The sequence below is a fragment of the Streptomyces sp. NPDC024017 genome (assembly GCF_040638895.1).
Lineage (GTDB): Bacteria > Actinomycetota > Actinomycetes > Streptomycetales > Streptomycetaceae > Streptomyces.
Genome location: NZ_JBEZYZ010000012.1, coordinates 210,760 through 236,554 on the forward strand (window position 1 = coordinate 210,760; position 25,795 = coordinate 236,554).

The 25,795-nt window shown below is 70.9% G+C and carries 20 protein-coding genes and 1 pseudogene; 9 read left to right on the forward strand and 12 right to left on the reverse strand.

Annotated features, from left to right (window positions below; translation table 11 throughout):
- Position 1: 1 nt before the first annotated feature.
- Together AB0G20_RS30250 and ybaK are read left to right on the forward strand one after the other, a co-directional pair.
- Entirely contained in the window at positions 2-742 is a 741-nt protein-coding gene (locus tag AB0G20_RS30250; protein ID WP_361307812.1) for an LON peptidase substrate-binding domain-containing protein, read from the forward strand.
- 10 nt (positions 743-752) lie between these two features.
- On the forward strand, positions 753-1,253 hold the full coding sequence (gene ybaK, locus AB0G20_RS30255) for a Cys-tRNA(Pro) deacylase (RefSeq protein ID WP_361307814.1): 501 nt from the start codon (positions 753-755) through the stop codon (positions 1,251-1,253).
- Here ybaK and AB0G20_RS30260 read toward each other — a convergent pair.
- From AB0G20_RS30260 to AB0G20_RS30275, 4 genes are all read right to left on the reverse strand, one after another.
- Positions 1,240-1,932, reverse strand: a complete 693-nt coding sequence (locus AB0G20_RS30260) for an AAA family ATPase (protein WP_361307816.1) — start codon at positions 1,930-1,932, stop codon at positions 1,240-1,242. The two genes, ybaK and AB0G20_RS30260, sit on opposite strands and share 14 nt — an antisense overlap.
- A 56-nt stretch (positions 1,933-1,988) precedes the next feature.
- Positions 1,989-2,810: an ABC transporter permease gene (locus tag AB0G20_RS30265; protein ID WP_361307818.1), complete on the reverse strand. Its 822-nt coding sequence runs from the start codon at positions 2,808-2,810 to the stop codon at positions 1,989-1,991.
- Positions 2,811-2,881: 71 nt separating this feature from the next.
- On the reverse strand, positions 2,882-3,856 hold the full coding sequence (locus AB0G20_RS30270; protein WP_361307820.1) for an ABC transporter ATP-binding protein: 975 nt from the start codon (positions 3,854-3,856) through the stop codon (positions 2,882-2,884).
- A gap of 123 nt (positions 3,857-3,979) precedes the next feature.
- A complete protein-coding gene (locus AB0G20_RS30275) occupies positions 3,980-5,191 on the reverse strand; it encodes an NYN domain-containing protein (protein ID WP_361307822.1) in 1,212 nt (403 codons plus the stop codon).
- Positions 5,192-5,412: 221 nt separating this feature from the next.
- On the opposite strand from AB0G20_RS30275, the gene AB0G20_RS30280 reads away from it, so the two are divergent.
- Positions 5,413-5,580, forward strand: a complete 168-nt coding sequence (locus AB0G20_RS30280; RefSeq protein WP_361307824.1) for a hypothetical protein — start codon at positions 5,413-5,415, stop codon at positions 5,578-5,580.
- Between the two features lie 91 nt (positions 5,581-5,671).
- Here the strand turns inward: AB0G20_RS30280 and dnaE are convergent, their stop codons facing one another.
- Positions 5,672-9,211 carry a DNA polymerase III subunit alpha gene (dnaE, locus tag AB0G20_RS30285; RefSeq protein ID WP_361307826.1) on the reverse strand — a complete coding sequence of 1,180 codons (3,540 nt, stop codon included), beginning with the start codon at positions 9,209-9,211 and terminating at the stop codon, positions 5,672-5,674.
- Between the two features lie 217 nt (positions 9,212-9,428).
- On the opposite strand from dnaE, the gene AB0G20_RS30290 reads away from it, so the two are divergent.
- From AB0G20_RS30290 to AB0G20_RS30305, 4 genes are all read left to right on the forward strand, one after another.
- Positions 9,429-10,754, forward strand: a complete 1,326-nt coding sequence (locus AB0G20_RS30290; protein WP_361307828.1) for a DUF2252 domain-containing protein — start codon at positions 9,429-9,431, stop codon at positions 10,752-10,754.
- A 79-nt stretch (positions 10,755-10,833) separates the two neighbouring features.
- Complete coding sequence (locus AB0G20_RS30295) at positions 10,834-11,529, forward strand: hypothetical protein (protein ID WP_361307830.1); 696 nt, start codon at positions 10,834-10,836, stop codon at positions 11,527-11,529.
- 78 nt (positions 11,530-11,607) lie between these two features.
- Positions 11,608-12,426 (forward strand): thioredoxin domain-containing protein, encoded by an 819-nt coding sequence (locus AB0G20_RS30300; protein WP_361307832.1) that lies wholly within the window; start codon positions 11,608-11,610, stop codon positions 12,424-12,426.
- A gap of 92 nt (positions 12,427-12,518) precedes the next feature.
- A complete protein-coding gene (locus tag AB0G20_RS30305; protein ID WP_361307834.1) occupies positions 12,519-14,189 on the forward strand; it encodes an alkaline phosphatase D family protein in 1,671 nt (556 codons plus the stop codon).
- A 10-nt stretch (positions 14,190-14,199) separates the two neighbouring features.
- Here the strand turns inward: AB0G20_RS30305 and AB0G20_RS30310 are convergent.
- Positions 14,200-14,778: pseudogene (locus AB0G20_RS30310) on the reverse strand (dienelactone hydrolase family protein); the annotation flags it as partial.
- 98 nt (positions 14,779-14,876) lie between these two features.
- Here AB0G20_RS30310 and AB0G20_RS30315 point away from each other — a divergent pair.
- Entirely contained in the window at positions 14,877-16,013 is a 1,137-nt protein-coding gene (locus AB0G20_RS30315; RefSeq protein ID WP_361307836.1) for a mechanosensitive ion channel domain-containing protein, read from the forward strand.
- Positions 16,014-16,088: 75 nt separating this feature from the next.
- On the opposite strand, the gene AB0G20_RS30320 is transcribed toward AB0G20_RS30315, so the two are convergent.
- The 6 genes from AB0G20_RS30320 to AB0G20_RS30345 all read right to left on the reverse strand — a co-directional run bounded on the left by AB0G20_RS30320 (position 16,089) and on the right by AB0G20_RS30345 (position 21,909).
- On the reverse strand, positions 16,089-16,829 hold the full coding sequence (locus tag AB0G20_RS30320) for an SDR family oxidoreductase (RefSeq protein ID WP_361307838.1): 741 nt from the start codon (positions 16,827-16,829) through the stop codon (positions 16,089-16,091).
- Between the two features lie 60 nt (positions 16,830-16,889).
- Positions 16,890-18,476 (reverse strand): Na+/H+ antiporter, encoded by a 1,587-nt coding sequence (locus AB0G20_RS30325; protein WP_361307840.1) that lies wholly within the window; start codon positions 18,474-18,476, stop codon positions 16,890-16,892.
- Positions 18,477-18,571: 95 nt separating this feature from the next.
- The gene (locus tag AB0G20_RS30330; RefSeq protein WP_361307842.1) at positions 18,572-19,039 is read right to left on the reverse strand and encodes a GNAT family N-acetyltransferase; all 468 of its coding nucleotides are present in this window, start codon (positions 19,037-19,039) and stop codon (positions 18,572-18,574) included.
- Entirely contained in the window at positions 19,036-19,980 is a 945-nt protein-coding gene (locus tag AB0G20_RS30335; protein WP_361307844.1) for an RluA family pseudouridine synthase, read from the reverse strand. Before AB0G20_RS30335 ends, AB0G20_RS30330 begins: the two co-directional genes overlap by 4 nt.
- Before the next feature lie 43 nt (positions 19,981-20,023).
- Positions 20,024-20,683 (reverse strand): signal peptidase II, encoded by a 660-nt coding sequence (lspA, locus tag AB0G20_RS30340; protein WP_361307846.1) that lies wholly within the window; start codon positions 20,681-20,683, stop codon positions 20,024-20,026.
- 89 nt (positions 20,684-20,772) lie between these two features.
- Entirely contained in the window at positions 20,773-21,909 is a 1,137-nt protein-coding gene (locus tag AB0G20_RS30345; RefSeq protein WP_361307848.1) for a TraR/DksA family transcriptional regulator, read from the reverse strand.
- A 602-nt stretch (positions 21,910-22,511) separates the two neighbouring features.
- Here AB0G20_RS30345 and ileS point away from each other — a divergent pair.
- Positions 22,512-25,655: an isoleucine--tRNA ligase gene (ileS, locus tag AB0G20_RS30350; protein ID WP_361307850.1), complete on the forward strand. Its 3,144-nt coding sequence runs from the start codon at positions 22,512-22,514 to the stop codon at positions 25,653-25,655.
- The last annotated feature ends 140 nt before the right edge of the window (positions 25,656-25,795 follow it).

Sequence of the window (25,795 nt, forward strand, 5' to 3'; positions counted from 1 at the left end):
CGTGACCACCGTCCGGCTCCCCCTCTTCCCCCTGAACTCGGTGCTGTTCCCGGGGCTCGTGCTCCCGCTCAACGTCTTCGAGGAGCGGTATCGCGCCATGATGCGCGAGCTGCTGAAGACGCCCGAGGACGAGCCGCGCCGGTTCGCCGTCGTGGCGATCCGCGACGGCCACGAGGTGGCCTCGACCGCGCCCGGCATGCCCGACCCGACGGCCCTGCCCGAGCGGGGACCGGCCGCCGGTTTCGGCCCGGACCCCGTCAAGGCGTTCCACAAGGTGGGCTGCATCGCGGACGCGGCGACGATCCGGGAGCGCACCGACGGCTCCTTCGAGGTGCTGGCGACCGGCACGACCCGGGTGAAGCTGCTGTCGGTCGAGGCGTCCGGGCCCTTCCTGACGGCCGAGCTGGAGCCGTTGGAGGAGGAGCCGGGCGACGAGGCCGCGCCGTTGGCCGAGGGGGTGCTGCGGTCCTTCCGCCAGTACCAGAAGCGGCTGGCCGGGGCGCGGGAACGGTCCCTGGCGACGGGGGCCGACCTGCCGGACGAGCCGGGCGTGGTGTCGTACCTCGTGGCGGCCGCGATGATGCTGGACACCCCGGCCAAGCAGCGCCTGCTCCAGGCCCCCGACACGGCGTCCCGTCTGCGCGACGAGCTGAAACTCCTTCGCTCCGAGACGGCGATCATCCGTAGTCTGCCGTCGTTGCCGGCGTCGGAGCTGACGCGCGGCCCGATGAGTCTCAACTGAGCGGATCGGCATGGCGAAGAAGTCGAAGAAGCAGCAGCAGCCGGGCGGCACCCCCGCGACGGTGGCCCTCACGGCGGCGGGCGCGGCGTACACGGTCCACTCCTACGACCACGACCCCGCGCACCCCTCCTACGGCGAGGAGGCCGCCGAGGCCATGGGTGTCTCCCCGGACCGTGTCTTCAAGACCCTGGTCGCAGACGTCGACGGCACCCTGACGGTCGCGGTGGTCCCGGTGGCGGGCCAGCTGGACCTGAAGGCCCTGGCGGCGGCGGTCGGCGGCAAGCGCGCCACGATGGCCGACCCGGCCCTGGCGGAACGCACGACCGGCTATGTCCGGGGCGGCATCTCGCCCCTGGGTCAGCGCAAGAAGCTGCCGACGGTCCTCGACGCCTCCGCTTCGGCGCACGCGACGATCTGCGTGTCGGCGGGCAGGAGGGGCCTGGAGGTGGAGCTCGCCCCCGACGACCTGCTCGAGCTGACGGAGGCGGTCCTGGCGCCTATCGGCCGTTAGCGGCGGGCGGTCCCGGATACGGGCTCTCGCCGAACTCCGGCTCAGGGTCTCGGGGTCCGAACAGCGCCATGAGCCCGAGATGCAGCACCAGTGCGGCAAGCGGCCAGGCCAGCAACGCCCCCTTCGCGCCCAGCTTCAGCGGCGCGGTGAACGTCACGCCCCGCCCGACTTCCCGCGCGTGCGCGATCACGTCCTCGGCGGGCCCGAGCCACACCCCGACCCGCCAGGCGAGCAACGACCCGAGCAGCCCTCCGAGGGCCAGCCCCACCACCAGCGGCACGCCCCCGCGCCGCCGCAGCAGGAAGACGACCAGCGCGCTGACGGCCCCGAAGCCCAGCCCGAGCAGCGTGAACGTGCCGTCGACACCGATGGCCTGCTCCCCCTCGGTGTCCTTGAGGTAGACGACCCAGCTCTTCTCGACCACGTCACCGACCAGCGGCACGTGCGGCGCGAGCCACCACCACAGCACTCCGAGCAGCACCCCGCCGAGCGCCACGGCCACCGCGACCACGGCGGCCTCCCGCAGTTCCGTCTTCATCCCGGGGCCGTCCTGTCCGTACCAGCCGTGCCCGGCGTACTCGGCGTGCTGGGACCCGGGAGCCGCCGGCCCGGCGTCCTGCCATGCGTCCTGTGCGGAGCGTTCGTGCGGCGGCGGTGGCGGAGTCAGTGGTGCGGTCACCCTGCCATCGTGCCAGGCCCGCTTGTGTGCTGCGTCACCGGACGACCGCTCCGCGCTCAACGGACGGCCGCCCGGCGGTACGCCCAGGTCGCCACGGCCAGCGAGACGACGCCCACGACCCCGCACACGGCGAGGTCACCGAGCACGAAGGCCCAGTCGGGACGCGGTCCGAACGTCCGCGCGAAGGCCTCCACGCCGTACGTCGACGGCAGCAGGTCCCGCGTGAAGCGCACGGCCTCCGGCATCCGGTCCGCCGGCAGCACGCCCAGCAGCAGCGCCGCCGACATGCCCAGCTGCCCGAGCAGCGTGGCCAGTTCCGGCCGGGGCGCGAGCAGCCCCAGCGCCGCACCGAGCCCGGCGAGCGCGGCGCCCGCGAGCGGGATCACGGCCATGAGGACCCACAGGTGGGCCATCGGCAGCCCGAACAGCACGCAGCCGAACACCGCGGTCACGACGGTCCCGGGCACGGTGAACGACGCGTACGCGCCCGCCGCGCCCAGCACCACGGCCGCCGGCGGCACCGGCAGCGTCGCGTAGTGGTCGAGCCCGCCGCTGGCCCGCAGCTGCCCGAAGTACTGCGCGAGCAGGTTCAGCGCGACGAAGGCGACCACCAGGACCGACGACCCGGCGACGACGGCCTGGGCCTCCCGCCCGTCGTCCACGACCCCACGCATCAGGATCATGATCCCGATCGACTGGAACGTCGCCACGAACAGCAGCGGGATCCGCGCCACCCTCGCCCGGGACAGCTGGGCCCGGTACACGGCCGCCAGCGACGGCCACAGCCGCGCCCGAGGTCCGAGCTCGGCCGCTCGCGCGGCGGGCTCCTCCGCGGCCAGGGCACTGCCCGGCAGGACATCGGCGGGTACGACACTCACGTCGCGCTGCTCCCCTTCGCTCGGGTCCACTGCGGCAGTCGTCTTCGGTACGTATGCGGCGGCCGGTGTGCTCACACCTTCACCAGCCCCTGCTGCACGGCACCGCCGAGGGCGAGGTACACGTCCTCCAGGCTCGGCGTGGCCAGGGTGAAGTCGTCCAAGGCGGCGAAGGCGGCCCCGCCGGTGACGGTCGCGACGACCGCCCGGGCCTCCTCGGGCCCGAGCCGGAGCGTCCAGCGGCGGCCCGACTCCACGACACGGTCCTTCAGCGCGGCCACCTCGGGCACGTGCAGCGGAGCCGCGTCCCGCCACACCAGGTCGACGCGCACCTCACCGGCGACCTGCTCCTTGAGCCCGGCGGGGGTGTCGCAGGCGATCACCCGCCCCCGGTCGAGGACGGCCACCCGGTCCAGCACCGTCTCGGCCTCGATGACGTTGTGGGTGACGAGCAGCACGGTCGTCCCGTGCTCGGCCCGCCGCCGGTCGACGGCGGACCACACGGCCCGCCGCGCCACCGGGTCCATGCCGGTGGTCGGCTCGTCCAGCACGAGCAGCGGACGCTCCCCCACCAGGGCCGCGGCGAAGCACGCCAGGCGCCGCTGGCCCCCGGAGAGCTTCTTCAGCGGCCGCCCGGCGAGTGGGGCGAGCCCCAGCTCGTCGAGGACGGCGTCCCGCTCGGCCCGCGCCGTCCGTACGTCCAGACCGCGCAGCCGCCCGGTGGTCTCGGCGGCGAGCGACACGGTCAGCTCGTCGAGGGCGGTGGACTCCTGCCCGAGGTAGGCGAGGATCCGCGCGGCCCGCTCGGGGTGGCGCACGATGTCGTGCCCGAGGATCTCCACACTGCCGCGGTCGGGCCGCATCAGCCCGGTCATCTGGCGCACGAGGGTGGACTTGCCGGCGCCGTTCGGGCCGAGCAGGCCGAAGATCTCGCCGCGGCGGATGTCCAGGGTCACGTCGTCCGTGGCCCGCACCTCGGGTGTTCCGGGGGTGCCGCGCCGGCCCCGGACCGCCGGATAGGTCTTGGTCAGCCCGCGCACCGCGCACACGACGTCACCATCGTGCCGAAATGCCTGTGCCGCGCGCTTACTCACAAGGGACGAGACTACGGGGTCGGCGACCCCGGTCCGCTCTCGGGTCGGTCCATACCGGGAAATCCGCCGGCAAAGAACTCAGTCGTCGAGGGGTGGGTGCTCCACGCCCGTGCGCACGCTGATCTCCCGCCAGAAGCCCGCCCGGATGGCGTACCGGTCCCGCTCGTCGATCTGGTCGTCCTTGTGGGCGAGCAGGCCGAAGCGGGCGGCGTAGCGCAGCAGCTCGCCGTCGACGCGGTGCGGGATCCGCGGGTACATCCCGGACAGTTTCTGCAGGTGGTTCTGGTCGCCGAGGCGTTCGACCCAGCGCCGGGCGAAGACCTGCCCCACCTCGAACGGGTCACCGCCGACGGTGGTGATGTCCTCCTCGCGGTCGGCCCACCGCTGCTCTGCCGTGGTCAGCTGGGCGAGCGTCGGCATCGAGGCGGCCTCGGGGGGCTCGGCTGTGGGCCGGTCGACCCAGCCTTTGTCGGAGGACCACCGGAGGGTGGCGGAGGCGGGGGGCTGGGCCGGCTGGGTGCCGGGGGCGCGCAGGGCGGCGAGGTCTTTGGGCGTGGGGACGCCTTTGGCGGCGGGCACCCGCTCTTCGGTGCCGTTCTGCCCGGGGCCGGCCGCCGGGTGCCGGGGCTGCGGGGCGGGCCGTTCGGTCGTGGCACCGAGCGCGGACTCGGGCAGCGGCGCGGAGAGGATCGCGGCGATCTCGGGCCGGGGCGCGGGCTGCGGCGCGCACACCCCGGTGTAGTCCTTGGCGCGGACGGCCTTGGTGATCCACGTGCGGTCCAGGACGCGCCGCTCGTCGGCTTCGGCGACCAGGTCCTCGGACTGGTTGTAGTCGCCGTCGGCGGCCTGGACGGCCCACAGGTGGACGGCGACGCCGTGCTCCTTGGCGGCCATCATGCCGGGCAGCAGATCGCCGTCGCCGGTGACGAGGACGACGTCGGAGCAGGCGCGGTTGCGGGCCAGTTCGGTGAGCTCGGCGTGCATCGCGGCGTCCACGCCCTTCTGCGCCCAGCGGCCGTCGCTGCGGGTCAGGGCGCCGAGCCGGACGGTGACCCGGGGCATCACGCGCAGCCTGCGGTGCTCGGGTTGCGGGACGCGGTCGGGGGCGCCGTCGAACCAGTAGATGCGCAGCAGCGGCTGCTGTGTGTCCGATTCGGCGCGTTCCCGCAGCCCCTGGATGAGAGCGGTGTGGTCGATGGTGATGCGGGACCGCGAGGGCTCCCCGGCGAGGAGACTCGCCGCGGCTCCCAGCAGATACCCAGCGTCCACCAGGACGATGCAGCGGTCCACGCGACTCACCCTCTTCCCAGGAGGTTTGCTTCGGGCTTGCTTCGAGTCTGCCCGACCGCGCGGAGGTTAACGGCCGGAACTCGATCTTCGGCGTGGCGTTTCGGGACTTCCGGCTCCGACCACCCCTGTCACGCACGGTAATTGTCCGACATGCGATCGTTGTCGGCCTGTGTGAATCTGGTCCCGGCCCTGGCCCCTAGTCCCCCACAGGAGGCATCACCATGGCCAAGAACAAGAACCGTGACCGTAAGCAGCAGCGTCCCACCGAGCGTGGCCAGCGGGCGGACCGCAGCCCCGCCTCGCAGGCGGAGCCCCAGACCGAGGTCGAGGTGACCCCCGGCGAGATGGCCCCGACCGGCAAGCGAAAGCGCAGCTTCGGCCACAACTGACATCTGCGTGACGGGTTGTTGAGCCCACGCACATGCACGAGGGGCGTACCCGCAACCGGGTACGCCCCTCAAGCGCATCAAGAGCCCTGCGTCACCCCGCCAGGCAGGACGGTCCGAGCAGCACCTTCAGGTCGCCGAAGAGCGCCGGGTCCGGCTTCACCCGGTGCCGGTCCAGCCGCAGCACGGTCGTCTTGGTCGGTCCCTGGAGCTTGATCCGGACCTCGCTGTCGCCCTTGTGGTGGCTGAGGACCTCGCCGAGGCGGCTGACCAGCGGCGGGGTGACCCGGGTGGCCGGGATGGTGAGGACCACGGGCGCGTTGGTGCCCGCGTTGGACAGGTCCGGGACCATCAGCTCCATCGCGACGAGCCGCGGGATGTCCTCGCGCTTGTCGAGGCGGCCCTTGACGAACACCACGGCGTCCTCGACGAGTTGGGTCGAGACGAGCTGGTAGGTCGCGGGGAAGAACATGCACTCGATCGAGCCGGCGAGGTCCTCGACGGTGGCGATGGCCCAGGCGTTGCCCTGCTTGGTCATCTTGCGCTGCAGGCCCGAGATGATGCCGCCGATGGTGACGACCGCGCCGTCGGAGTGCTCGCCTCCGGTCAGCTGGGAGATGCCCGCGTCGGCCTTGTCCGACAGGATGTGCTCCAGGCCGAACAGCGGGTGGTCGGAGACGTACAGACCGAGCATCTCCCGCTCCTGGGCGAGCAGATAGGTCTTGTCCCACTCGTCGGGGGAGAACTCCACGTCGAGCCCGAAGCCCGGCTCGCTGGTCTCGGCCTCGCCCATGCCGCCGAAGAGGTCGAACTGCCCCTCGGCCTCCTTGCGCTTGACCGCGACCACGTTGTCGATCATCGGCTCGTAGTGCGCGGTGAGGCCCTTGCGGGTGTGGCCCATGGCGTCGAAGGCGCCGGCCTTGATCAGCGATTCGGTGGTGCGCTTGTTGCAGACCACCGCCTCCACCTTGTCGAGGTAGTCCGGGAAGGAGACGTACTTCCCCTTGGCCTTGCGGCACCTGATGATCGACTCGACCACGTTCGTACCGACGTTGCGGACGGCGGAGAGGCCGAAGAGGATCACGTCGTCGCCCTGGGCCGCGAAGTTGGACATCGACTCGTTGACGTCCGGCGGGAGCACCTTGATGCCCATGCGGCGGCACTCGTTGAGGTAGACGGCCGACTTGTCCTTGTCGTCCTTCACGGACGTGAGCAGCGCGGCCATGTACTCGGCGGGGTGGTTCGCCTTGAGGTACGCCGTCCAGTACGAGACGAGTCCGTACGCGGCGGAGTGCGCCTTGTTGAACGCGTAGCCGGCGAAGGGGACCAGCACGTCCCACAGGGCCTGGATGGCTTCGTCGCTGAAGCCCTTCTTGCGGGCGCCCTCCTGGAAGAGGACGAAGTTCTTCGCGAGCTCCTCGGGCTTCTTCTTGCCCATCACGCGGCGGAGGATGTCGGCCTCGCCGAGCGAGTAGCCGGCGATGATCTGGGCGGCCTTCTGCACCTGCTCCTGGTAGACGATCAGGCCGTGGGTGACGTCCAGGACCTCCCTGAGCGGCTCCTCCAGCTCCGGGTGGATCGGTGTGATCTCCTGCTGCCCGTTCTTGCGCAGCGCGTAGTTCGTGTGGGAGTTCATTCCCATCGGGCCCGGGCGGTACAGGGCCGACACGGCGGAGATGTCTTCGAAGTTGTCCGGCTTCATCAGCCGGAGCAGGGAGCGCATGGGGCCGCCGTCGAACTGGAAGACACCGAGGGTGTCGCCGCGCTGGAGCAGTTCGAAGGTCGTGGGGTCGTCGAGCGGGAGGCTCAGGAGGTCGATGTCGACCCCCTTGTTGGACTTCACCATCTTGACGGCGTCGTCCATGATCGTCAGGTTGCGCAGGCCCAGGAAGTCCATCTTCAGCAGGCCGAGCGACTCGCAGCTCGGGTAGTCCCACTGGGTGATGGTGACCTTGTCCGTGTGCCTGACCCAGACGGGCACGTGGTCGGTGATCGTCTCGCTGGACATGATCACGCCGGCGGCGTGCACGCCCATCTGCCGGACCAGGCCCTCGACGCCCTTGGCGGTGTCGATGACCTTCTTCACGTCCGGCTCGTTCTCGTACATCGCCCGGATCTCGCCCGCCTCCGAGTAGCGGGGGTGCTCGGGGTTGGTGATGCCGTCGAGGTTGATGCCCTTGCCGAGGACGTCGGCGGGCATGGCCTTGGTGAGGCGGTCGCCCATCGCATACGGATAGCCCAGCACGCGCGCGGAGTCCTTGATCGCGTTCTTGGCCTTGATGGTGCCGTACGTGCCGATCATGGCGACCTTGTCGGCGCCGTACTTCTCCGTCACGTACCGGATCACCTCGACGCGCCGGCGCTCGTCGAAGTCGATGTCGACATCGGGCATGGAGATGCGCTCGGGGTTGAGGAACCGCTCGAAGATCAGTCCGTGCGGGATGGGGTCGAGGTCGGTGATGCCGAGGGCGTAGGCGACGATCGAGCCGGCCGCGGAGCCTCGGCCGGGGCCGACCGCGATGCCCTGCTTCTTGGCCCACATGATGAAGTCGGCGACCACGAGGAAGTAGCCCGGGAAGCCCATCGAGATGATGGTGTCCATCTCGTACTCGACCTGCTTCATGCGGTCGTCCGGGATGCCGTCCGGGAAGCGGCGGTTCATGCCGCGCAGGGTCTCCTCGCGGAACCAGCTGACCTCCGTGTACCCCTCCGGGATGTCGAACTTCGGCATCAGGTCGCGCTTCTGGAACATGCCCGTGGTGTCGACCATCTCGGCGATCAGGCGGGTGTTGGCGCAGCCCTCCTGCCAGGCGTCCGAGGAGTCGATGGCGTACATCTCGTCCGTGGACTTCAGGTAGTAGCCGGTGCCGTCGAACCTGAAGCGGTCGGGGTCGGAGAGGTTCTTGCCGGTCTGGATGCACAGCAGGGCGTCGTGTGCGGACGCCTCGTGCGAGTACGTGTAGTGCGAGTCGTTGGTGACCAGCGGGGGGATGCCGAGCTTCTTGCCGATCTCCAGCAGGCCGTCGCGGACCCGGTGCTCGATCTCGATGCCGTGGTCCATCAGCTCCAGGAAGTAACGGTCCTTGCCGAAGATGTCCTGGTAGTCGGCGGCGGCCTTCAGGGCCTCGTCGAAGTGGCCGAGGCGCAGCCGGGTCTGGACCTCGCCGGAGGGGCAGCCGGTGGAGGCGACGATCCCCTCGGACCACTGGGAGATGGTCTCCTTGTCCATCCGGGGCCACTTCTGCAGCCAGCCCTCGGCGTAGGCGTCGGAGGACAGCCGGAAGAGGTTGTGCAATCCGGTCGAGTTCACCGCCCACATCGTCTTGTGGGTGTAGCCACCGGAACCGGAGACGTCGTCCCGCTTCTGGTGCGGCTGGCCCCACTGGATCTTGCGCTTGTTGCGCCGGGACTCGGGCGCGACATAGGCCTCGATCCCGATGATCGGGGTCACTCCGGACTTCTGGGCGGTATGGAAGAAGTCGTACGCGCCGTGGAGGTTGCCGTGGTCGGACATGGCGATGTGCGTCATGCCCATCTCGTTGCACGCGTTGAACATGTCCTTCAGCCGCGCGGCACCGTCCAGCAGCGAGTACTGGGTGTGGACGTGCAGGTGCGTGAACGGCGGCTTTGACACGGCTGCGGCCTCCAGAGAGAACAGGGGTCGAATGGGGCCCGGCAGGCTGCGGACAGTCTGGGGGACAGCGTCGAAGTCTATGCCTCGGCACTGACACCCGGAGGGCTGACCCGCGTACCTTCGTCCGAGGGTTCGCGGGCACTCCCGCGGACCGCCGCACGTTAGGCAGAGGGCGGACCAGCCGCCCTGAAACGCATGCACCAGGAGGCACCCAGCGATGTCGTTCCCGCAGCTCGACGACGAGCACCGCGGTGAGGAGATCCTCGCCGTCTTCGACACCGCCTTCGGCCGGCTGCTGGCGGCCGACCCGGCCGCCTTCCGCGTGAAGTTCCGGAAGATGGCGGCCTCGGCCTTCGCCTTCTACCGGGGTACGGCGTGCCTCTTCTACCACGACATGGACGAGGAGAAGCGGGGCGGCCCGTACCTGGACGAGCGCACCTCGCGCGTGTGGATCCACGGCGACCTGCACGCGGAGAACTTCGGCACGTACATGGACGCCAACGGCCGCCTGATCTTCAACGTCAACGACTTCGACGAGGCCTATGTCGGCCCCTTCACCTGGGACCTGAAGCGCTTCGCCGCCTCCATCGCGCTGATCGGGTACGCGAAGGCGCTCGGCGACGAGCAGATCACCGAGCTGGTGACGATCTACGCGGGCGCCTACCGCGAGCGGATCCACGCGCTGGCGACGGGCGCGAAGAGCGACGAGGTGCCGCCGTTCACGCTGGACACGGCGCAGGGTCCGCTGCTGGACGCGCTGCGTGACGCCCGCTCGCTGACCCGCTTCGGCCTGCTGGACTCGATGACGGAGATCCGCGACTTCGAGCGCCGCTTCGCCTCGGGCGGCGGCTCCGTCGAGCTGGACGCGGCCACGCGCTACAAGGTCCTCGCCGCCTTCGACGGCTACCTGGAGACGCTCCCGGACAGCTCGCTGGCCCGCCCGGACTCCTACCGAGTGAAGGACGTCGTCGGCCGGCGCGGCATCGGCATCGGCTCGGCGGGTCTGCCGTCGTACAACATCCTGCTGGAGGGGCACAGCGACGCCCTGGAGAACGATGTCGTGATCTACATCAAGCAGGCCCAGACCCCGGCCGTCTCCCGGCACATCACGGACCAGGCGATCCGCGGGTACTTCCAGCACGAGGGACACCGCACGGTGATCTCCCAGCGCGCCCTCCAGGCGCACGCCGACCCGTGGCTGGGCTGGACCGAGCTGGACGGCGCGGGCCAGCTGGTCGCCGAGATCTCGCCGTACGCCGTGGACCTCGACTGGGGCGACATCGACGACCCGGAGGAGATCGCCCTGGTGGTGGCCGACCTCGGCCGGGCGACGGCCACGATGCACTCGGCGGCGGACGACCAGTCCGGCGAGTCCCTGGTGCCGTTCTCCACGGAGCGGGCCATCGACGCGGCGCTCGCGGCCGACGAGGAGGGCTTCGCCCCCCTGCTGGTCGACTTCGCGCACCGCTACGGCGCACGCGCGCGTGCCGACCACCAGACCTTCGTGGACCTGTTCCGCAACGGACGGATTCCGGGTCTGTAACCGGCTTTGGCCATCCGCTCACTCACAGGCATCCTTTAGGGGTCCCTTACCGGCCCCCATGACAGACTCTCCTTTCGCTATGGACATATCCGGGATCCAGCTCAGAGCCGTACGCGCGGCGCTGTTCACGACGGTGGTCGTGACGCTCAGCACCGCGTCGCACGTGCTGCTGTCCCGGGCCCCGCTGCCGGTGGGCACGGTGGCCGCGGTCGCCGCCTCCGTGTTCGTGATCGCGTTCGCCCTGGCGGGCCGCGAGCGCTCCTTCGGGAGGATCGCGGCCCTGCTGATCCCGCTGGAACTGGCCGCCGACACGGTGTTCACCACGGGCCAGCACGCCTGTTACGGCCGGGCGGGCGGGCCGGTCACCGGTCCCCTGCGCTCGGTCGGCCTGGACGTGCTCTGCGGCGGCGGCGAGGTCGGCACACCCCTGGCCCGGATGGCCGGGGCCACCGGCACCGACCGGCTCGCTGCCGCGGCCGCCCTTGCCGACCCCGCCACCGCCTGGCTGCTGCTCGGCGCGCACATCGGCGTCGGGCTCCTCGCCGCCGCATGGCTGCGCCGCGGCGAGCGCGCCCTGGCCCAGCTGCTGCGGGCGGTGACGGCGACCACGTTCCGGCCGCTGCTGCTGGCGGTCGCCGCGGTCGCGGTGGAGCGGGCCCCGGCCGGGCGGCGCCTGCCGGCGCGCGCCGCCGACCGCACTCCCACCGCCCGCGACCGGATCCTCGCGTACTCCCTGGGACGGCGTGGACCGCCGTGCTCACCCGCCCTGGCATGAGGCACTTTCGAGCACCGGCAGTCCCCCTTACGTATTCCGCACACGCAGGTGTGCGCGTCCCCCACGGAGAACATCACCATGAGCAAGCGGAACACCCAGGCGGCGAAGACGGCGGCCCGCGAGCGGCTGCGCGTCGAGCGTGAGCGCGAGGCCAAGCGCGCGAAGGTCAAGCGGCAGGTCATCGTCGCCTGCTCCATCGTCGGCGTGCTGGCGATAGCCGGCGGCATCGGGTACGCCGTCGTCCAGGCCAACAAGCCCAGCTACTGGGAGGGCCAGAAGGACGCCAAGGTCACCGCCCCGGCCAACACCACGGGCACCGACGGCACCACGGTCGTCATCGGCAAGGACTCGGCCAAGAAGACCCTGAAGGTCTACGAGGACCCGCGCTGCCCCGTGTGCGCCCAGTTCGAGCAGACCGTCGGCCCGACCGTGAAGAAGGACATCGACGGCGGCAAGTACAAGATGCAGTTCGTCGGCGCCACGTTCATCGACAACAAGGACAACGGCGAGGGCTCCAAGAACGCCCTGAGCGCCCTGGGCGCCGCGCTGAACGTCAGCGACAAGGCGTTCCTCGACTACAAGGCCGCGCTGTACTCGGCGAAGTACCACCCGGACGAGACGACCGACAAGTTCAAGGACGACAGCTACCTCATCAAGGTCGCCGACACCGTCCCCGAGCTGAAGAACAACAAGAAGTTCCAGGACGCGGTCGAGAAGGGCACCTACGACGCCTGGGCGATGGCCATGTCGAAGACCTTCGACGACAACAAGGACGGTGTCACGGGCACCCCGGGCTTCGTCATGGACGGCAAGCAGCTCACCGCCGACAACCAGGGCACTCCGCTGATGACCGTGGCCGACTTCAACAGGGTCGTGGGCGAGGCCCTCAAGAAGTGACGGCAGGTCAGGGACCGGCCGGCATGTGAAGAGCGGGCGAACTTCGCGAGTTCGCCCGCTCTGGCGCGTACCGATCAGTAACCTGATCGGTCGTGACCAGTCGATACAGATCATCGAAAACGTCAGAGGGCCTCAACTCCCTCACCCCGCGCCGCCGTACGGTCGTCAAGGCCGCGGCGGCGACCGCTGTCCTGGCCGGCCCGCTGGCGGCGACCCTGCCGGCGCGCGCCGTCGACCAGGCCCCCGCCTTCCTGCACGGCGTCGCCTCCGGTGACCCGCTGCCCGACGGCATCCTGCTGTGGACCCGCGTCACCCCGGTCCCGGAGGCGATACCCGGCTCCGGAGTCGGCCCGGACACCGAGGTGAGCTGGGTCGTCGCCAGGGACAAGGCGTTCAGCAGCGTCGTCGCCAAGGGCTCCACCACCGCGACGGCCGCCTCCGACCACACCGTGAAGGCCGACATCCGCGGCCTGCAGCCGGGCACCGACTACTGGTTCCGCTTCTCCGCCGGCGGCACCGACTCCCCCGTCGCGCGCACCCGCACCGCCCCGGCGCACGACGCGGCCGTCCCGGGCCTGCGCTTCGGCGTCGTCTCCTGCGCCAACTGGGAGGCCGGCTGGTTCTCCTCGTACCGCCACCTCGCGGCCCGCGGCGACCTGGACGCCTGGCTGCACCTCGGCGACTACATCTACGAGTACGGCACCGGCGAGTACGGCACCCGCGACAAGGTCGTCCGCCCGCACGCCCCGGCCCACGAGATCGTCACACTCGCCGACTACCGCATCCGGCACGCGCGGTACAAGACCGACCCGGACCTCCAGGCGCTGCACGCCACGGCCCCGGTCGTGGCGATCTGGGACGACCACGAGCTCGCCAACGACGCCTGGTCGGGCGGCGCGGAGAACCACACCGAGGGCGCGGAGGGCGCCTGGTCCGCCCGTCAGGCCGCCGCCAAGCAGGCCTACTTCGAGTGGATGCCGGTGCGTCCGGCGATCGCGGGCACCACCTACCGCCGGCTGCGCTTCGGCAAGCTGGCCGACCTCTCGCTGCTGGACCTGCGCTCCTTCCGCTCGCAGCAGGTCAAGGTCGGCAACGGCGACGTCGACGACCCGGACCGCACGCTCACCGGCCGCGCCCAGCTCGACTGGCTCAAGGCGGGGCTGACGTCGTCCGACACCACCTGGCGGCTGGTCGGCAACTCCGTGATGGTCTCGCCGTTCGCCATCGGCTCGCTCTCCGCCGACCTGCTGAAGCCGCTGGCCAAGCTGCTGGGCCTGCCGCAGGAGGGCCTCGCCCTCAACACCGACCAGTGGGACGGCTACACCGACGACCGCCGCGAGATCCTGGCGCACCTGCGGACCAACGCGATCCGCAACACGGTCTTCCTCACCGGCGACATCCACATGGCCTGGGCCAACGACGTGCCCGTGGACGCCGGTACGTATCCGCTGTCCCCGTCGGCCGCCACGGAGTTCGTCGTCACGTCGGTCACCTCCGACAACCTCGACGACATCGTCAAGGTCCCGGAGGGCACGGTCTCCGCGGTCGCCTCGCCGGTCATCCGTGCCGCCAACCGCCATGTCCACTGGGTCGACACCGACCGGCACGGCTTCGGCGTCCTGGACATCACGGCCGAGCGCGCGCAGATGGACTTCTACGTCATCTCCGACCGCACGAAGCACGACGCGACGGCCAAGTGGGCCCGCTCGTACCGCACCCGCAGCGGCACGCAGAAGATCGAGCGGGTCTACGCCCCGGTCTGAGCCGGCCCTCTCAGAGGGTGTCGAGGAAGCCGAGTGCCACCCGCCAGGTGGCCTCGGCGGCCTCCTCGTCGTAGTCCGGCAGGTCGGGGTCGGTGTAGAGGTGGCCGGCCCCGGCGTACCGGTACACCTCGACGTCGGCGCCGGTGCGGCCCATCTGGAGGTACCAGGCGCTCAGCCAGTCGTCCGTCTCGAAGGGGTCCGGCTCCGCCACGTGCAGCTGGACCGGCAGGTCCTCCACCGTGACATCCGGCGCGATGTCCGACGTGCCGTGCAGGAGCAGCAGGCCGCGCGCCTTGTCGTCGCCGAGGGCGAGGGTCTGGGCGATGGAGGCGCCGAGCGAGAACCCGGCGTACACCAGCCCGCGCTCGGAGTAGGGAGCAGCGGCCAGCACGGCCCGCTTCAGCAGCTCCTCCTTGCCGATCTTCTCCTTGTGCTCCATGCCCTCCTCGACCGACTCGAACGTGCGCCCCTCGAAGAGGTCGGGCGTCCACACTTCGTGTCCGGCCGAACGCAGCCGGTCAGCGGCCTGGAGCACCGCGGGCCGCAGTCCATGGGTCGAGTGAAAGAGCATGATGTTCATGAGGCCATGGTGCCAGCCGGGTGTGACAACCCGAGATCACGGCACTACCCATGACGCCGCAGAAGTCACATGTTCATGCACCCCCCGAGCCGGTTAGGTTCGGGGGCATGGAGAACCTGCTACGACCGCTGATCGTGGTCGGTGGCTCGGTCGTGCTCACGCTGGTGATCGGCTGGGCGACCGACTTCCTGCTGCGCAAGGCCGACGAACGGCACCACGAGACCCCCTTGTGGGGTCTGCTCCGCCGTGGCCGCATTCCCTACATGCTCGTGCTGTGCGCGGCCCTGCTGAGAGGGTCGTACGACGAGGCACAACTGCTTCCGAGCCGCGACGAGGGCGTCGGCCGGGTGCTGACCCTGGTGCTGATCGGGTCGGCCGCCTGGCTGGTGATCCGGATCGCGGCGGCGATCGTCGAGACGTCGTACAGCCGGTACGCCAACGCCCGGGCCCACCGCGACCCGGCCAGGGTCCGCCGGGTGCGCACCCAGGTGACGCTGATCATGCGGGTGGTGTCCGCGATCGTCGGGGTGGTGGCCGCGGCGAGCATGCTGCTGACGTTCCCGGCGTTCCGCGCTGCGGGCGCCTCGCTGCTGGCCTCGGCCGGAATCCTCGGCATCGTCGCCGGTGTCGCCGCGCAGTCCACCCTGAGCAACATGTTCGCGGGGTTCCAGATCGCCTTCGGCGACATGGTGCGCATCGGGGACACCGTGGTCGTGGACGGCGAGTGGGGCACCGTCGAGGAGATCACCCTGACGTTCCTGACCGTCCACACCTGGGACGAGCGCCGGATCACCATGCCGGTGTCGTACTTCACGTCCAAGCCGTTCGAGAACTGGTCGCGCGGCACCCCGCAGATGACCGGCATCGTCTTCTGGCACGTCGATCACTCGGCGCCCGTGGAGGCCATGCGCGACAAGCTCCGCGACATCCTGCGCGAGTGCCCGGCCTGGGACGGCCGCGCCTACAACCTGTCCGTCACGGACACCACCCCGAACACCATGCAGGTGCGGGCCCTGGTGACGGCCAAGGACGCGGACGACCTCTGGACGGTGCGGGTCGCGGTCCGCGAGCAGATGATCGGCTGGCTGTCCGACGAGCACCCGTACGCCCTGCCCCGGGTCAACACGGCCGACGCGATCCGCCCGCCGTCCCAAAACGGCAATGGCCACCACCCCTCCTCGGACGGCGTACCGGCCCAGCAGCGCCGCTACCACGGCAACGGCTCGGGCCGGTCAGAGCGCTGACGGCACGGGCCGACGCCCGCACGGACGACAGGAGGGCTGCCCGCGGCGCGGGCAGCCCTCCTGTCGTCTCCCGGGTCAGTGGCCGCGCTCGGCGCCGCCGTTGACCTGGATGATCTGCGAGGTGATGTGCCCGGCGCCCGGGGAGGCCAGCCAGTGCAGGGTCTCGGCGACGTCCCCCGGGGTCCCGGCCCGGCCGTTCGACGTCTCGCCGATGAGCCGCGCCCGCCGCTCCTCGGCCATCGCGTCCCCGAAGAACTCGGTGTCCTCGATGTACCCGGGCGCGACCACGTTCACGGTGATGCCGCGCGGCCCCAGCTCCCGGGCCAGATCATGGGCGTACGGATGCAGCCCCGCCTTGGCCGCCGCGTACGCCCCGCTCCCGGACCCCCGGTAGGCGGCGATGGAGCTGAGGAACAGCACCCGTCCGCCGGGCTCGGCGAGCCGCGGCTTCAGCGCCTCGGTGAGCAGGACGGCGGTCAGGGTGTTGAGCCGGAAGTTCACGCTCCAGGTGTGCGCGACGGCCGCGAGCGGATCGCCACCCGGGGCATCCGGTTCGAGCAGCCCGCTGCCCCCGGCGCTGTGCACGAGCACGTCCACAGCCCCCAACTCCCGCTCCACGAAGGCGGCGACACCGCGCACGTCCTCCGGCTCGGCGAGATCGGCCGCGTACGTCAGCGCGCCGGGCACCTCGGCCTTCTCCAGCACCTCGGCCCGCCGCCCGAGCAGCAACACCCGATCGCCGCCGGCGGCGAACACCCGGGCCGCCGCGAGCCCAATTCCCGTTCCTCCACCACTGATCACTACATTCCGTGCCATACCGACGACCCTACGACGCCCCGGCCGTCCGCCGTCAAACCGGCAGCCGCAGCCACCCGCTCACCGCAGGCTACGGACGTCGAGGTGCCGCAGAACCCGGTCCACCACCTCGGGATCCGCCCCCGGCTCACTGCGCGCCGCCAGCACCTCGTGCCGTGCCGCACTCAGCATCTCCTGGTGGATCCGCCGCACCCGCTTCACCCGCCGGGCCCCCTCCCGGTACGCCTCCCGCCGCTCGTCCTCGGCCAGTTCGGGACTGATCCGCACCCCGATGTCGTAGGCCCGCCGCAGCATCTGCTCGGACAGTTCCTCCGGCAGTTCCTCGTCCCCCTCGAGCTCCCGCAGCCTGCGTTTGGCGGCCTTGGCCGCCCGGATGGCCAGCGCCTTCGCGAACTCCTTCTCCCGGTCCGTGTCGGCCTTGACCCCGAGCCGCCGCACCAGCCACGGCAACGTCAGCCCCTGCAGCACCAGCGTCGCCATGATCACCCCGAACGCGATGAAGATGATCTCGTCCCGGCTGGGGAACGGCGCGCCCGCATCGGTCTCCAGCGGAATCGCCAGCACCAGCGCGACCGAGGCCACCCCGCGCATCCCCGACCACCACATCACCACGGTCTCGCGCCAGCTCACCGGGATGTCCTCGTCGTAGTCCCGCCGCGCGTGCAGCCGTTTGGTCAGCCAGGTCGCCGGCAGCAGCCACAGCAGCCGGGCGAACACGACGACGCCCACCACGACCGCCGCCCACCAGAGCAGTTCGCCCCACCGCCCGGACGCCGTGCGGATCGCGTTGTGCAACTCCAGCCCGACCAGCCCGAATGCGACGCCGGTGACGAGCGTGTCGACGATGTTCCAGAACGTGTGCCCGGCCAGCCGCGTCATGACGTCGTCGGCGTCGGAGCCGTACTCCGCGAGGAACAGCGCGGTGGTGAGCACGGCGAGCACGCCGGAGCCGTGCAGTTCCTCGGCCATGACGTACGAGGCGTACGGCACCAGCAGGGTCAGCCCGATCTGCAGGGTCGCGTCGCCGAGCACTTCCATCAACTTGTTCGCGCCCCAGCCCAGCGCGAGGCCCACGGCCACCGCCACGACGGCCGACAGCACCAGATCGAACCCGGCCTTCCAGGGCGAGAACGTCCCGCTGACGGCGGCGGCGATCGCCACGTGGTAGAGGACGATGGCCGTCACGTCGTTGAACAGCCCCTCGCCCTCCAGGATCGACACCAGCCGGCGCGGCAGGCCCAGCTGACCGGCCACGGCCGTCGCCGCGACCGGGTCCGGCGGCGCCACCAGCGCGCCCAGCGCGAACGCCGCGGCGAGCGGCAGCCCCGGCACGATCGCTTCGGCCACGGTGGCCACGGCGGCCATGGTGACGAACACCAGCGCCACGGCCAGCAGGAAGATCGGTCGCTTGTTCGCCGCGAACTGCCGCCAGGACGTGCGCCGCACGGCGGCGTACAGCAGGGGCGGCAGCAGCAGCGGCAGGATCAGGTCCGGCGGGATCTCGACATTCGGCACGAACGGGAGCAGCGCGAGGACTATCCCCAGGAGCGTCATCAGCACCGGCGCGGGCACCGCGAGCCGGTCGCCCACCGGGACACTGATCACGGCCCCGAGCAGCAGCACGAACAGCAGGGCCAACTGATCCACGGTCAGCGCTCCGGGAGGTCAAATGTTCACACGACTGACCTCAAGCCTGCCACGCAACTCCCGGGACAAACCGTTTCGGCACCCGCCATGAAGGGCTAAAGGGAACGCCGCATCCCCTGGTGCGGAATGCCCGCCTCCAAGTACTCGGGCCCGTACGGCTCATAGCCGAGCCGCTGGTAGAAGCCGAGCGCGTGCGTCTGCGCGTGCAGGTCGACGACCGCGAGCCCGCGCGCCCGTGCCGCGTCCTCGATGACCCGCACCAGGGCGGCACCGACACCGAGCCCGCGCGCGGGACCCGTCACGGCGAGCCGGCCGAGGGAACCCACGGACGGGTCGGCGCCGGTCTGCGCCACGGCCGCCTCCCCGTGCAGCAGCCGCCCGGTCCCGAGCGGCACACCGTCGTCCCGGACCGCCAGCACATGGACCGCGTCGGCGTCGTACGCGTCGTACTCGAGGTCCTCGGGCACGCCCTGCTCGCCGACGAAGACCTCCTTGCGCACCGCGAAGCACGCCTCACGATCGGCCGGGTCCCCGGCGACGCGCACCGCGTACGGGGTGCTCACGCGTACGTCTCCTCGCGGACCTGGTCCAGGGCCTTCTGCAGGTCCTCCGGGTAGTCGCAGGAGAACTCCGCCCACTGCCCGTCCCCGGGGTGCTCGAAGCCGAGCCGCACCGCGTGCAGCCACTGCCGGGTCAGGCCGAGACGCTTGGCGAGCGTCGGGTCGGCGCCATAGGTGAGGTCGCCGACGCAGGGGTGCCGGTGGGCGGCCATGTGGACGCGGATCTGGTGCGTGCGGCCGGTCTCCAGCTTCACGTCGAGCAGCGAGGCCGCGCGGAACGCCTCGATGAGGTCGTAGTGCGTGACGGACGGCTTGCCCTCGGCGGTGACGGCCCACTTGTAGTCGTGCTGCGGGTGCCGGCCGATGGGCGCGTCGATGGTGCCGCTGGTCGGGTCGGGGTGCCCCTGGACGAGGGTGTGGTAGCGCTTGTCGACCGTGCGCTCCTTGAACTGGCGCTTGAGCGAGGTGTAGGCGCGCTCCGACTTGGCGACCACCATCAGTCCCGAGGTGCCGACGTCGAGCCGGTGCACGATGCCCTGGCGCTCGGCGGCACCGGAGGTGGAGATCCGGTACCCGGCGGCGGCCAGGCCCCCGATGACGGTCGGCCCGGTCCAGCCCGGCGACGGGTGCGCGGCCACGCCGACCGGCTTGACGATCACGACCACGTCATCGTCGTCGTGCACGATCTCCATGCCCTCGACCGGCTCGGCCACCACCTGCACGGGCGCGGGCGCCTGCGGCATCTCGACCTCCAGCCAGGCGCCGCCGTGCACGCGCTCCGACTTTCCGACCACCGACCCGTCGACCGTGACCTTCCCCGAGGCGGCGAGCTCGGCCGCCTTGGTCCGGGAGAAGCCGAACATGCGGGAGATGGCGGCGTCGACGCGCTCGCCCTCCAGGCCGTCGGGCACGGGCAGGGTACGGATCTCGGGAATCGTGCTCACCCGTCGAGTATGCCGGACGGCACCGGCGGGGCTTTACGCGCGCTCAGTCCTTGTGGACGGTCCCGTCCGGGTCGAGGCCCCTGAAGGACAGCAGCACGATCAGGATGCCGCCGCACACGATCGCCGAGTCGGCCAGGTTGAAGACGGCGAAATGCTTGGGCGCGATGAAGTCCACGACCGCACCCTCGAAGACGCCCGGCGCCCGGAAGATCCGGTCGGTGAGGTTACCCAGCGCACCGCCGAGCAGCAGGCCGAGCGCGATCGCCCAGGGCAGGCTGTAGAGCTTGCGGGCGAGGCGGACGATCACCACGATCACCGCCGCCGCGATCATGGTGAAGATCACGGTGAAGGCCTCACCGAAGCCGAAGGCCGCGCCCGCGTTGCGGATCGCCTCGAACTTCAGCCAGTCCCCGATGATCTCGATGGGCGGGTGGTGCTCCAGCTTGGCCACCACGAGCATCTTGCTGATCAGGTCGAGGGCGTACGCGATCGAGGCGACGGCGAACAGCACCGCGATCCGGCGCCGGCCGCGGGGCTGCCCAGCGGCGTCCTCCGGCTCGCCGGTACCGGACGCTCCTGCCGCGGCCGCCGGTCCACTGCCGGACTCGCCGGCCGGGGTGCCCTCGGAGTCGGGCCGCTCCTTGCCGCCCCCGGCCGCGTCCGGTGTGTCCGGCGTACCGATGATGCGCTCCGCCTCTGCCACGTGAGTCCCTCAACCTAGGTGCCTGACTGAGGACGAGGGTACGGCACACCCCGTACGTCGCACGTGCTCAGGAGGCATTCGGCGGCCGGTCAGTACCGGCGCTCCTGCTTCTGCTTGCACTCCACGCAGAGCGTCGCCCGGGGGAAGGCCTGCATGCGTGCCTTGCCGATGGGGTTGCCGCAGTTCTCGCACAGGCCGTAGGTGCCCGCGTGCAGGCGTTCCAGGGCGCGCTCGGTCTGGAGGAGCATCTCGCGCGCGTTGGCGGCCAGGGCCAGCTCGTGCTCGCGGGTGATGTTCTTGGTGCCGGTGTCCGCCTGGTCGTCGCCCGCGCCGTCCCCGGAGTCCCGCATCAGACCGGCGAGCGACCGCTCCGACGACGTGATCTCCTCGCGCAGCCGCGTCTCCTCGGACGTCAGCTCGGATCGCGCCTCCTCGACCTCCTCCGCCGTCCAGGGGTCCTCGCCCGGGCGTACCGCGAGCTCATCGGGCTCCGCCGCGGCTACCCGTGCCTTCGGAACGGCTGTCTTCGCCGCCGTGGCCGTGCCAGGAGTCTTCTTCGCAACCACCGTCGTCGCTCCCGTCTGCTGCGCGGCCTCGGCCGCACCCGCCTTTGTGGCCGTGCTGCTCGCGGCCGTGTCCTGTGTGACCGCGCCGGTCCGGGCAGCGCCCTTCCCGGCCGCGCTCTTCGTGGTGGTGCTCTTGCCTCCGGCGACCTTCTCGGCCGGGGCCTTCTTGGCGGCGGTCTTCTTGACGGCCGCCTTCCTGCCCGCCGTCTTCCTGACGGTGGCCCCCGGGACGGTCTTCTTGGCCGCCGTCTTCTTCCCTGCCGCCTCGTCGGCCGGTGCCTTCTCCGCCGATGCCTTCCCCGTCGGCGCCTCGGGCGATGCCTTCCCCGTCGGCGCCTCGGCCGTGGCCTTTCCGGCCGCTGTCGCTCCGGCCGCTGCCGCCTCGGTCGGCGCCTTCCCGGCCACGGATGCCTTGACCTCGGCTTTCTTGACCTCGGCCTTCCTGGTCGCTGCTTCCCTGACCACGGCCTTCTTGGCCGTCGCCTTCTTCTCGGCGGCCTTCGTCCCCTCGGCCGCCGTCCCCCCGCCCTCCTTCGCCGCCCGCCCCGCCGAGCCCCCCTGCGCGGACTTCTTCCCGCCCACGTCCTTGGCCGCACCGCCGGAGGCCTCCGCGGACCTGCCGGACGCCGGCTGCTGTACGGCGGTCTTCTTCGCCACCATGGCCGCGGCCCCTTCACATATTGTGATCTTGCTCGCGAATCGTGCTGGGACGATAAATCGACTTGAGTCCCGCGGCAACGGGGCACACCGCCCGATTCGCCCGCCTCGCGCACGCCGCGCGGCGAACATGCATCCGTTGTGCCCAGCTCCCCGTCCGGTAATCCGCCGAGCCGGACGTCCCAGGATCCGAACACCTATACCGCGCCATTCGGGTCATCAAACCCATTTCGCACCCCACCCGGCACCCCACCCCCGGCAGCCCCGAAATCCGGTCGGCCGCCGTCCGCCCGGCGCCGTACACTGGGCGGAGCGAAAAGCATGGATGGGGACGAGTAGCGGCGTACGCAGCCCAGAGCGACCCGGGGACGGTGGAAGCCCGGGGGCGAGCGCGACGTGAAGATCACCCCGGAGCCGCCGGAAGAAAGCCCAGGAGGGCCGTAGAACCGGCATCGCGACCTCAATGAGGGGGCTCACCGGCGCACACCCCGCACCGGAGGGCCAAGGAGGGTGGTACCGCGGGAGCGCGCCGAAGGCGGCGCAGGCAGACGTAGCTCTCGTCCCTCCGGACGGAAGGCAGCAAGTCCGCCGGAGGAAGCCCGCTGATGACATCGCCGACGTACCGCCAGGTGCCCGCCCAGGTCGACCTGCCCGCCCTCGAGCACGCCGTGCTCGACTTCTGGCGCGAGCAGAAGATCTTCGCCAAGAGCCTGGAGCAGTCCGAGGGCCGCCCCGAGTGGGTGTTCTACGAGGGCCCGCCCACCGCCAACGGCATGCCCGGTGCCCACCACATCGAGGCGCGCGTCTTCAAGGACGTCTTCCCCCGTTTCCGCACCATGCGCGGCTACCACGTGGCCCGCAAGGCCGGCTGGGACTGCCACGGCCTCCCGGTGGAGCTCGCCGTCGAGAAGGAGCTCGGCTTCTCCGGCAAGCAGGACATCGAGGCGTACGGCATCGCGGAGTTCAACGAGAAGTGCCGCGAGTCGGTGACCCGGCACACGGACGCCTTCGAAGAGCTCACGACTCGCATGGGCTACTGGACCGACCTGAACGACCCGTACCGCACGATGGACCCCCAGTACATCGAGTCGGTCTGGTGGTCGCTGAAGGAGATCTTCAACAAGGGCCTGCTGGTCCAGGACCACCGCGTCGCCCCCTGGTGCCCCCGCTGCGGCACGGGCCTGTCGGACCACGAGCTGGCGCAGGGCTACGAGACGGTCGTCGACCCGTCGGTCTTCGTCCGCTTCCCGCTCACCTCCGGCCCGCTGGCCGGCGAGGCCGCGCTCCTGGTGTGGACGACCACCCCTTGGACCCTGGTCTCCAACACGGCGGTCGCCGCGCACCCCGAGGTCAGGTACGTCGTGGCGACGAACGGCGAGGAGAACCTCGTCGTCGCCGAGCCGCTTCTCGCCAAGGCCCTCGGCGAGGGCTGGGAGACCACCGGCCAGACCTTCACGGGCGCCGAGATGGAGCGCTGGACGTACCAGCGCCCCTTCGAGCTGGTGGAGTTCCCGGCCGAGGCACACTTCGTCGTCAACGCCGAGTACGTCACCACCGAGGACGGCACGGGTCTGGTCCACCAGTCCCCCGCCTTCGGTGAGGACGACCTCAAGGTCTGCCGTTCCTACGGCCTGCCGGTCGTGAACCCGGTCCGCCCGGACGGCACCTTCGAGGCGGACGTCCCCCTCGTCGGCGGCATCTTCTTCAAGAAGGCCGACGAGAAGCTCACCGCCGACCTCGACGCCCGCGGCCTGCTCTTCAAGCACATCCCGTACGAGCACAGCTACCCGCACTGCTGGCGCTGCCACACCGCGCTCCTCTACTACGCACAGCCCTCCTGGTACATCCGCACCACGGCGCTCAAGGACCGCCTCCTCGCGGAGAACGAGGGCACCAACTGGTTCCCGGACACGGTCAAGAACGGCCGGTACGGCGACTGGCTGAACAACAACATCGACTGGGCGCTGTCCCGCAACCGCTACTGGGGCACCCCGCTGCCCATCTGGCGCTGCGAGGACGACCACCTCACCTGCGCCGGATCCCTCGCGGAACTGACCGAGCTGACCGGCACGGACCAGTCGGGCCTCGACCCGCACCGCCCGTTCATCGACGAGGTCACCTTCGCCTGCCCGCAGGGCGGCTGCGGGAAGACCGCCACGCGCGTGCCCGAGGTGATCGACGCCTGGTACGACTCGGGTTCGATGCCGTTCGCGCAGTGGGGCTACCCGTACAAGAACAAGGAGCTGTTCGAGGCCCGCTACCCGGCGCAGTTCATCTGCGAGGCCATCGACCAGACCCGCGGCTGGTTCTACACGCTGATGGCCGTCGGCACGCTCGTCTTCGACAAGTCGTCGTACGAGAACGTGGTCTGCCTCGGTCACATCCTCGCCGAGGACGGCCGCAAGATGTCCAAGCACCTGGGCAACACCCTAGAGCCGATCCCGCTCATGGACCGGCACGGTGCCGACGCGGTCCGCTGGTTCATGGCCGCCGGTGGCTCCCCGTGGGCGGCCCGCCGCGTGGGCCACGGCACGATCCAGGAGGTCGTCCGCAAGACGCTCCTGACGTACTGGAACACGGTCGCCTTCCAGGCCCTCTACGCCCGTACGTCGAACTGGGCGCCGTCCGAGGCCGACCCGGCCCCGGCCGACCGCCCGGTCCTGGACCGCTGGCTGCTGTCCGAACTGCACGCGCTCACCGACCAGGTCACCCAGGCCTTGGACGCCTACGACACCCAGCGCGCCGGCAAGCTGCTGTCCGCGTTCGTCGACGACCTGTCCAACTGGTACGTGCGCCGCTCCCGTCGCCGCTTCTGGCAGGGCGACAAGGCGGCCCTGCGCACGCTGCACGAGGTCGTCGAGACGGTCACGCAGCTGATGGCCCCGCTGACCCCGTTCATCACCGAGCGGGTCTGGCAGGACCTGATCGTCCCGGTCACCCCGGGCGCTCCGGAGTCGGTCCATCTGTCGTCCTGGCCGAAGGCGGACCTCACGGCCATCGACCCGGAGCTCTCGAAGCAGATGGTGCTGGTGCGCCGCCTGGTGGAGCTGGGCCGGGCCACGCGCGCGGAGTCGGGCGTCAAGACGCGTCAGCCGCTGTCCCGCGCCCTGATCGCGGCGACGGGCTTCGAGACGCTGGACTCCGAACTGCGCACGCAGATCACGGAGGAGCTGAACGTCGAGTCCCTGGCGACGCTGAGCGAGGTCGGCGGCAGCCTGGTCGACACCACGGCGAAGGCCAACTTCCGAGCGCTGGGCAAGCGGTTCGGCAAGCGCGTCCAGGACGTGGCCAAGGCCGTCGCGAACGCGGACGCCGCCGCCCTGTCCCTGGCCCTGCGCGAGGGCACGGCGTCGGTCGAGGTCGACGGCGAGACCATCACGCTGGCTCCCGACGAGGTCATCATCACGGAGACTCCGCGCGAGGGCTGGTCGGTGGCGTCCGACTCGGGCGCGACGGTCGCCCTGGACCTGGAGATCACGGAGGAGCTCCGCCGAGCGGGCCTGGCCCGTGACGCGATCCGTCTGATCCAGGAGGCCCGCAAGAACAGCGGCCTCGACGTGGCCGACCGCATCGCGCTGCGCTGGACGGCCACGGACGAGGCGACGGTCGCCGCCCTGACCGACCACGCCGGCCTGATCGCCGACGAGGTCCTGGCGACGGACTTCGCGGAGGGTGACGCGGACGACAGCTACGGGAACCCGTTCACGGACGAGGGCCTGACGCTGACGTTCCGCCTGCGCAAGGCGTAACCCTCAGGCCGAAGGCCCGGACCCGCCAAAGATCTTGGTGGGTCCGGGCCTTCGGCGTTGCGTACGCACGAACACGGTTGCGCAGGCACGAACGCGCCAGCAAAAGGGCGAGGCCCCGGGTGGGAACCCGGGGCCTCGCC

Coding starts and splice junctions, on each gene's coding strand:
- ybaK (WP_361307814.1), top strand. CDS start 753: ATGGCGAAGAAGTCGAAGAAGCAGCAGCAGCCGGGCGGCACCCCCGCG.
- AB0G20_RS30280 (WP_361307824.1), top strand. CDS start 5,413: ATGGCCAAGAACAAGAACCGTGACCGTAAGCAGCAGCGTCCCACCGAG.
- AB0G20_RS30290 (WP_361307828.1), top strand. CDS start 9,429: ATGTCGTTCCCGCAGCTCGACGACGAGCACCGCGGTGAGGAGATCCTC.
- AB0G20_RS30295 (WP_361307830.1), top strand. CDS start 10,834: ATGGACATATCCGGGATCCAGCTCAGAGCCGTACGCGCGGCGCTGTTC.
- AB0G20_RS30300 (WP_361307832.1), top strand. CDS start 11,608: ATGAGCAAGCGGAACACCCAGGCGGCGAAGACGGCGGCCCGCGAGCGG.
- AB0G20_RS30315 (WP_361307836.1), top strand. CDS start 14,877: ATGGAGAACCTGCTACGACCGCTGATCGTGGTCGGTGGCTCGGTCGTG.
- AB0G20_RS30320 (WP_361307838.1), bottom strand. CDS start 16,829: ATGGCACGGAATGTAGTGATCAGTGGTGGAGGAACGGGAATTGGGCTC.
- AB0G20_RS30345 (WP_361307848.1), bottom strand. CDS start 21,909: ATGGTGGCGAAGAAGACCGCCGTACAGCAGCCGGCGTCCGGCAGGTCC.
- ileS (WP_361307850.1), top strand. CDS start 22,512: ATGACATCGCCGACGTACCGCCAGGTGCCCGCCCAGGTCGACCTGCCC.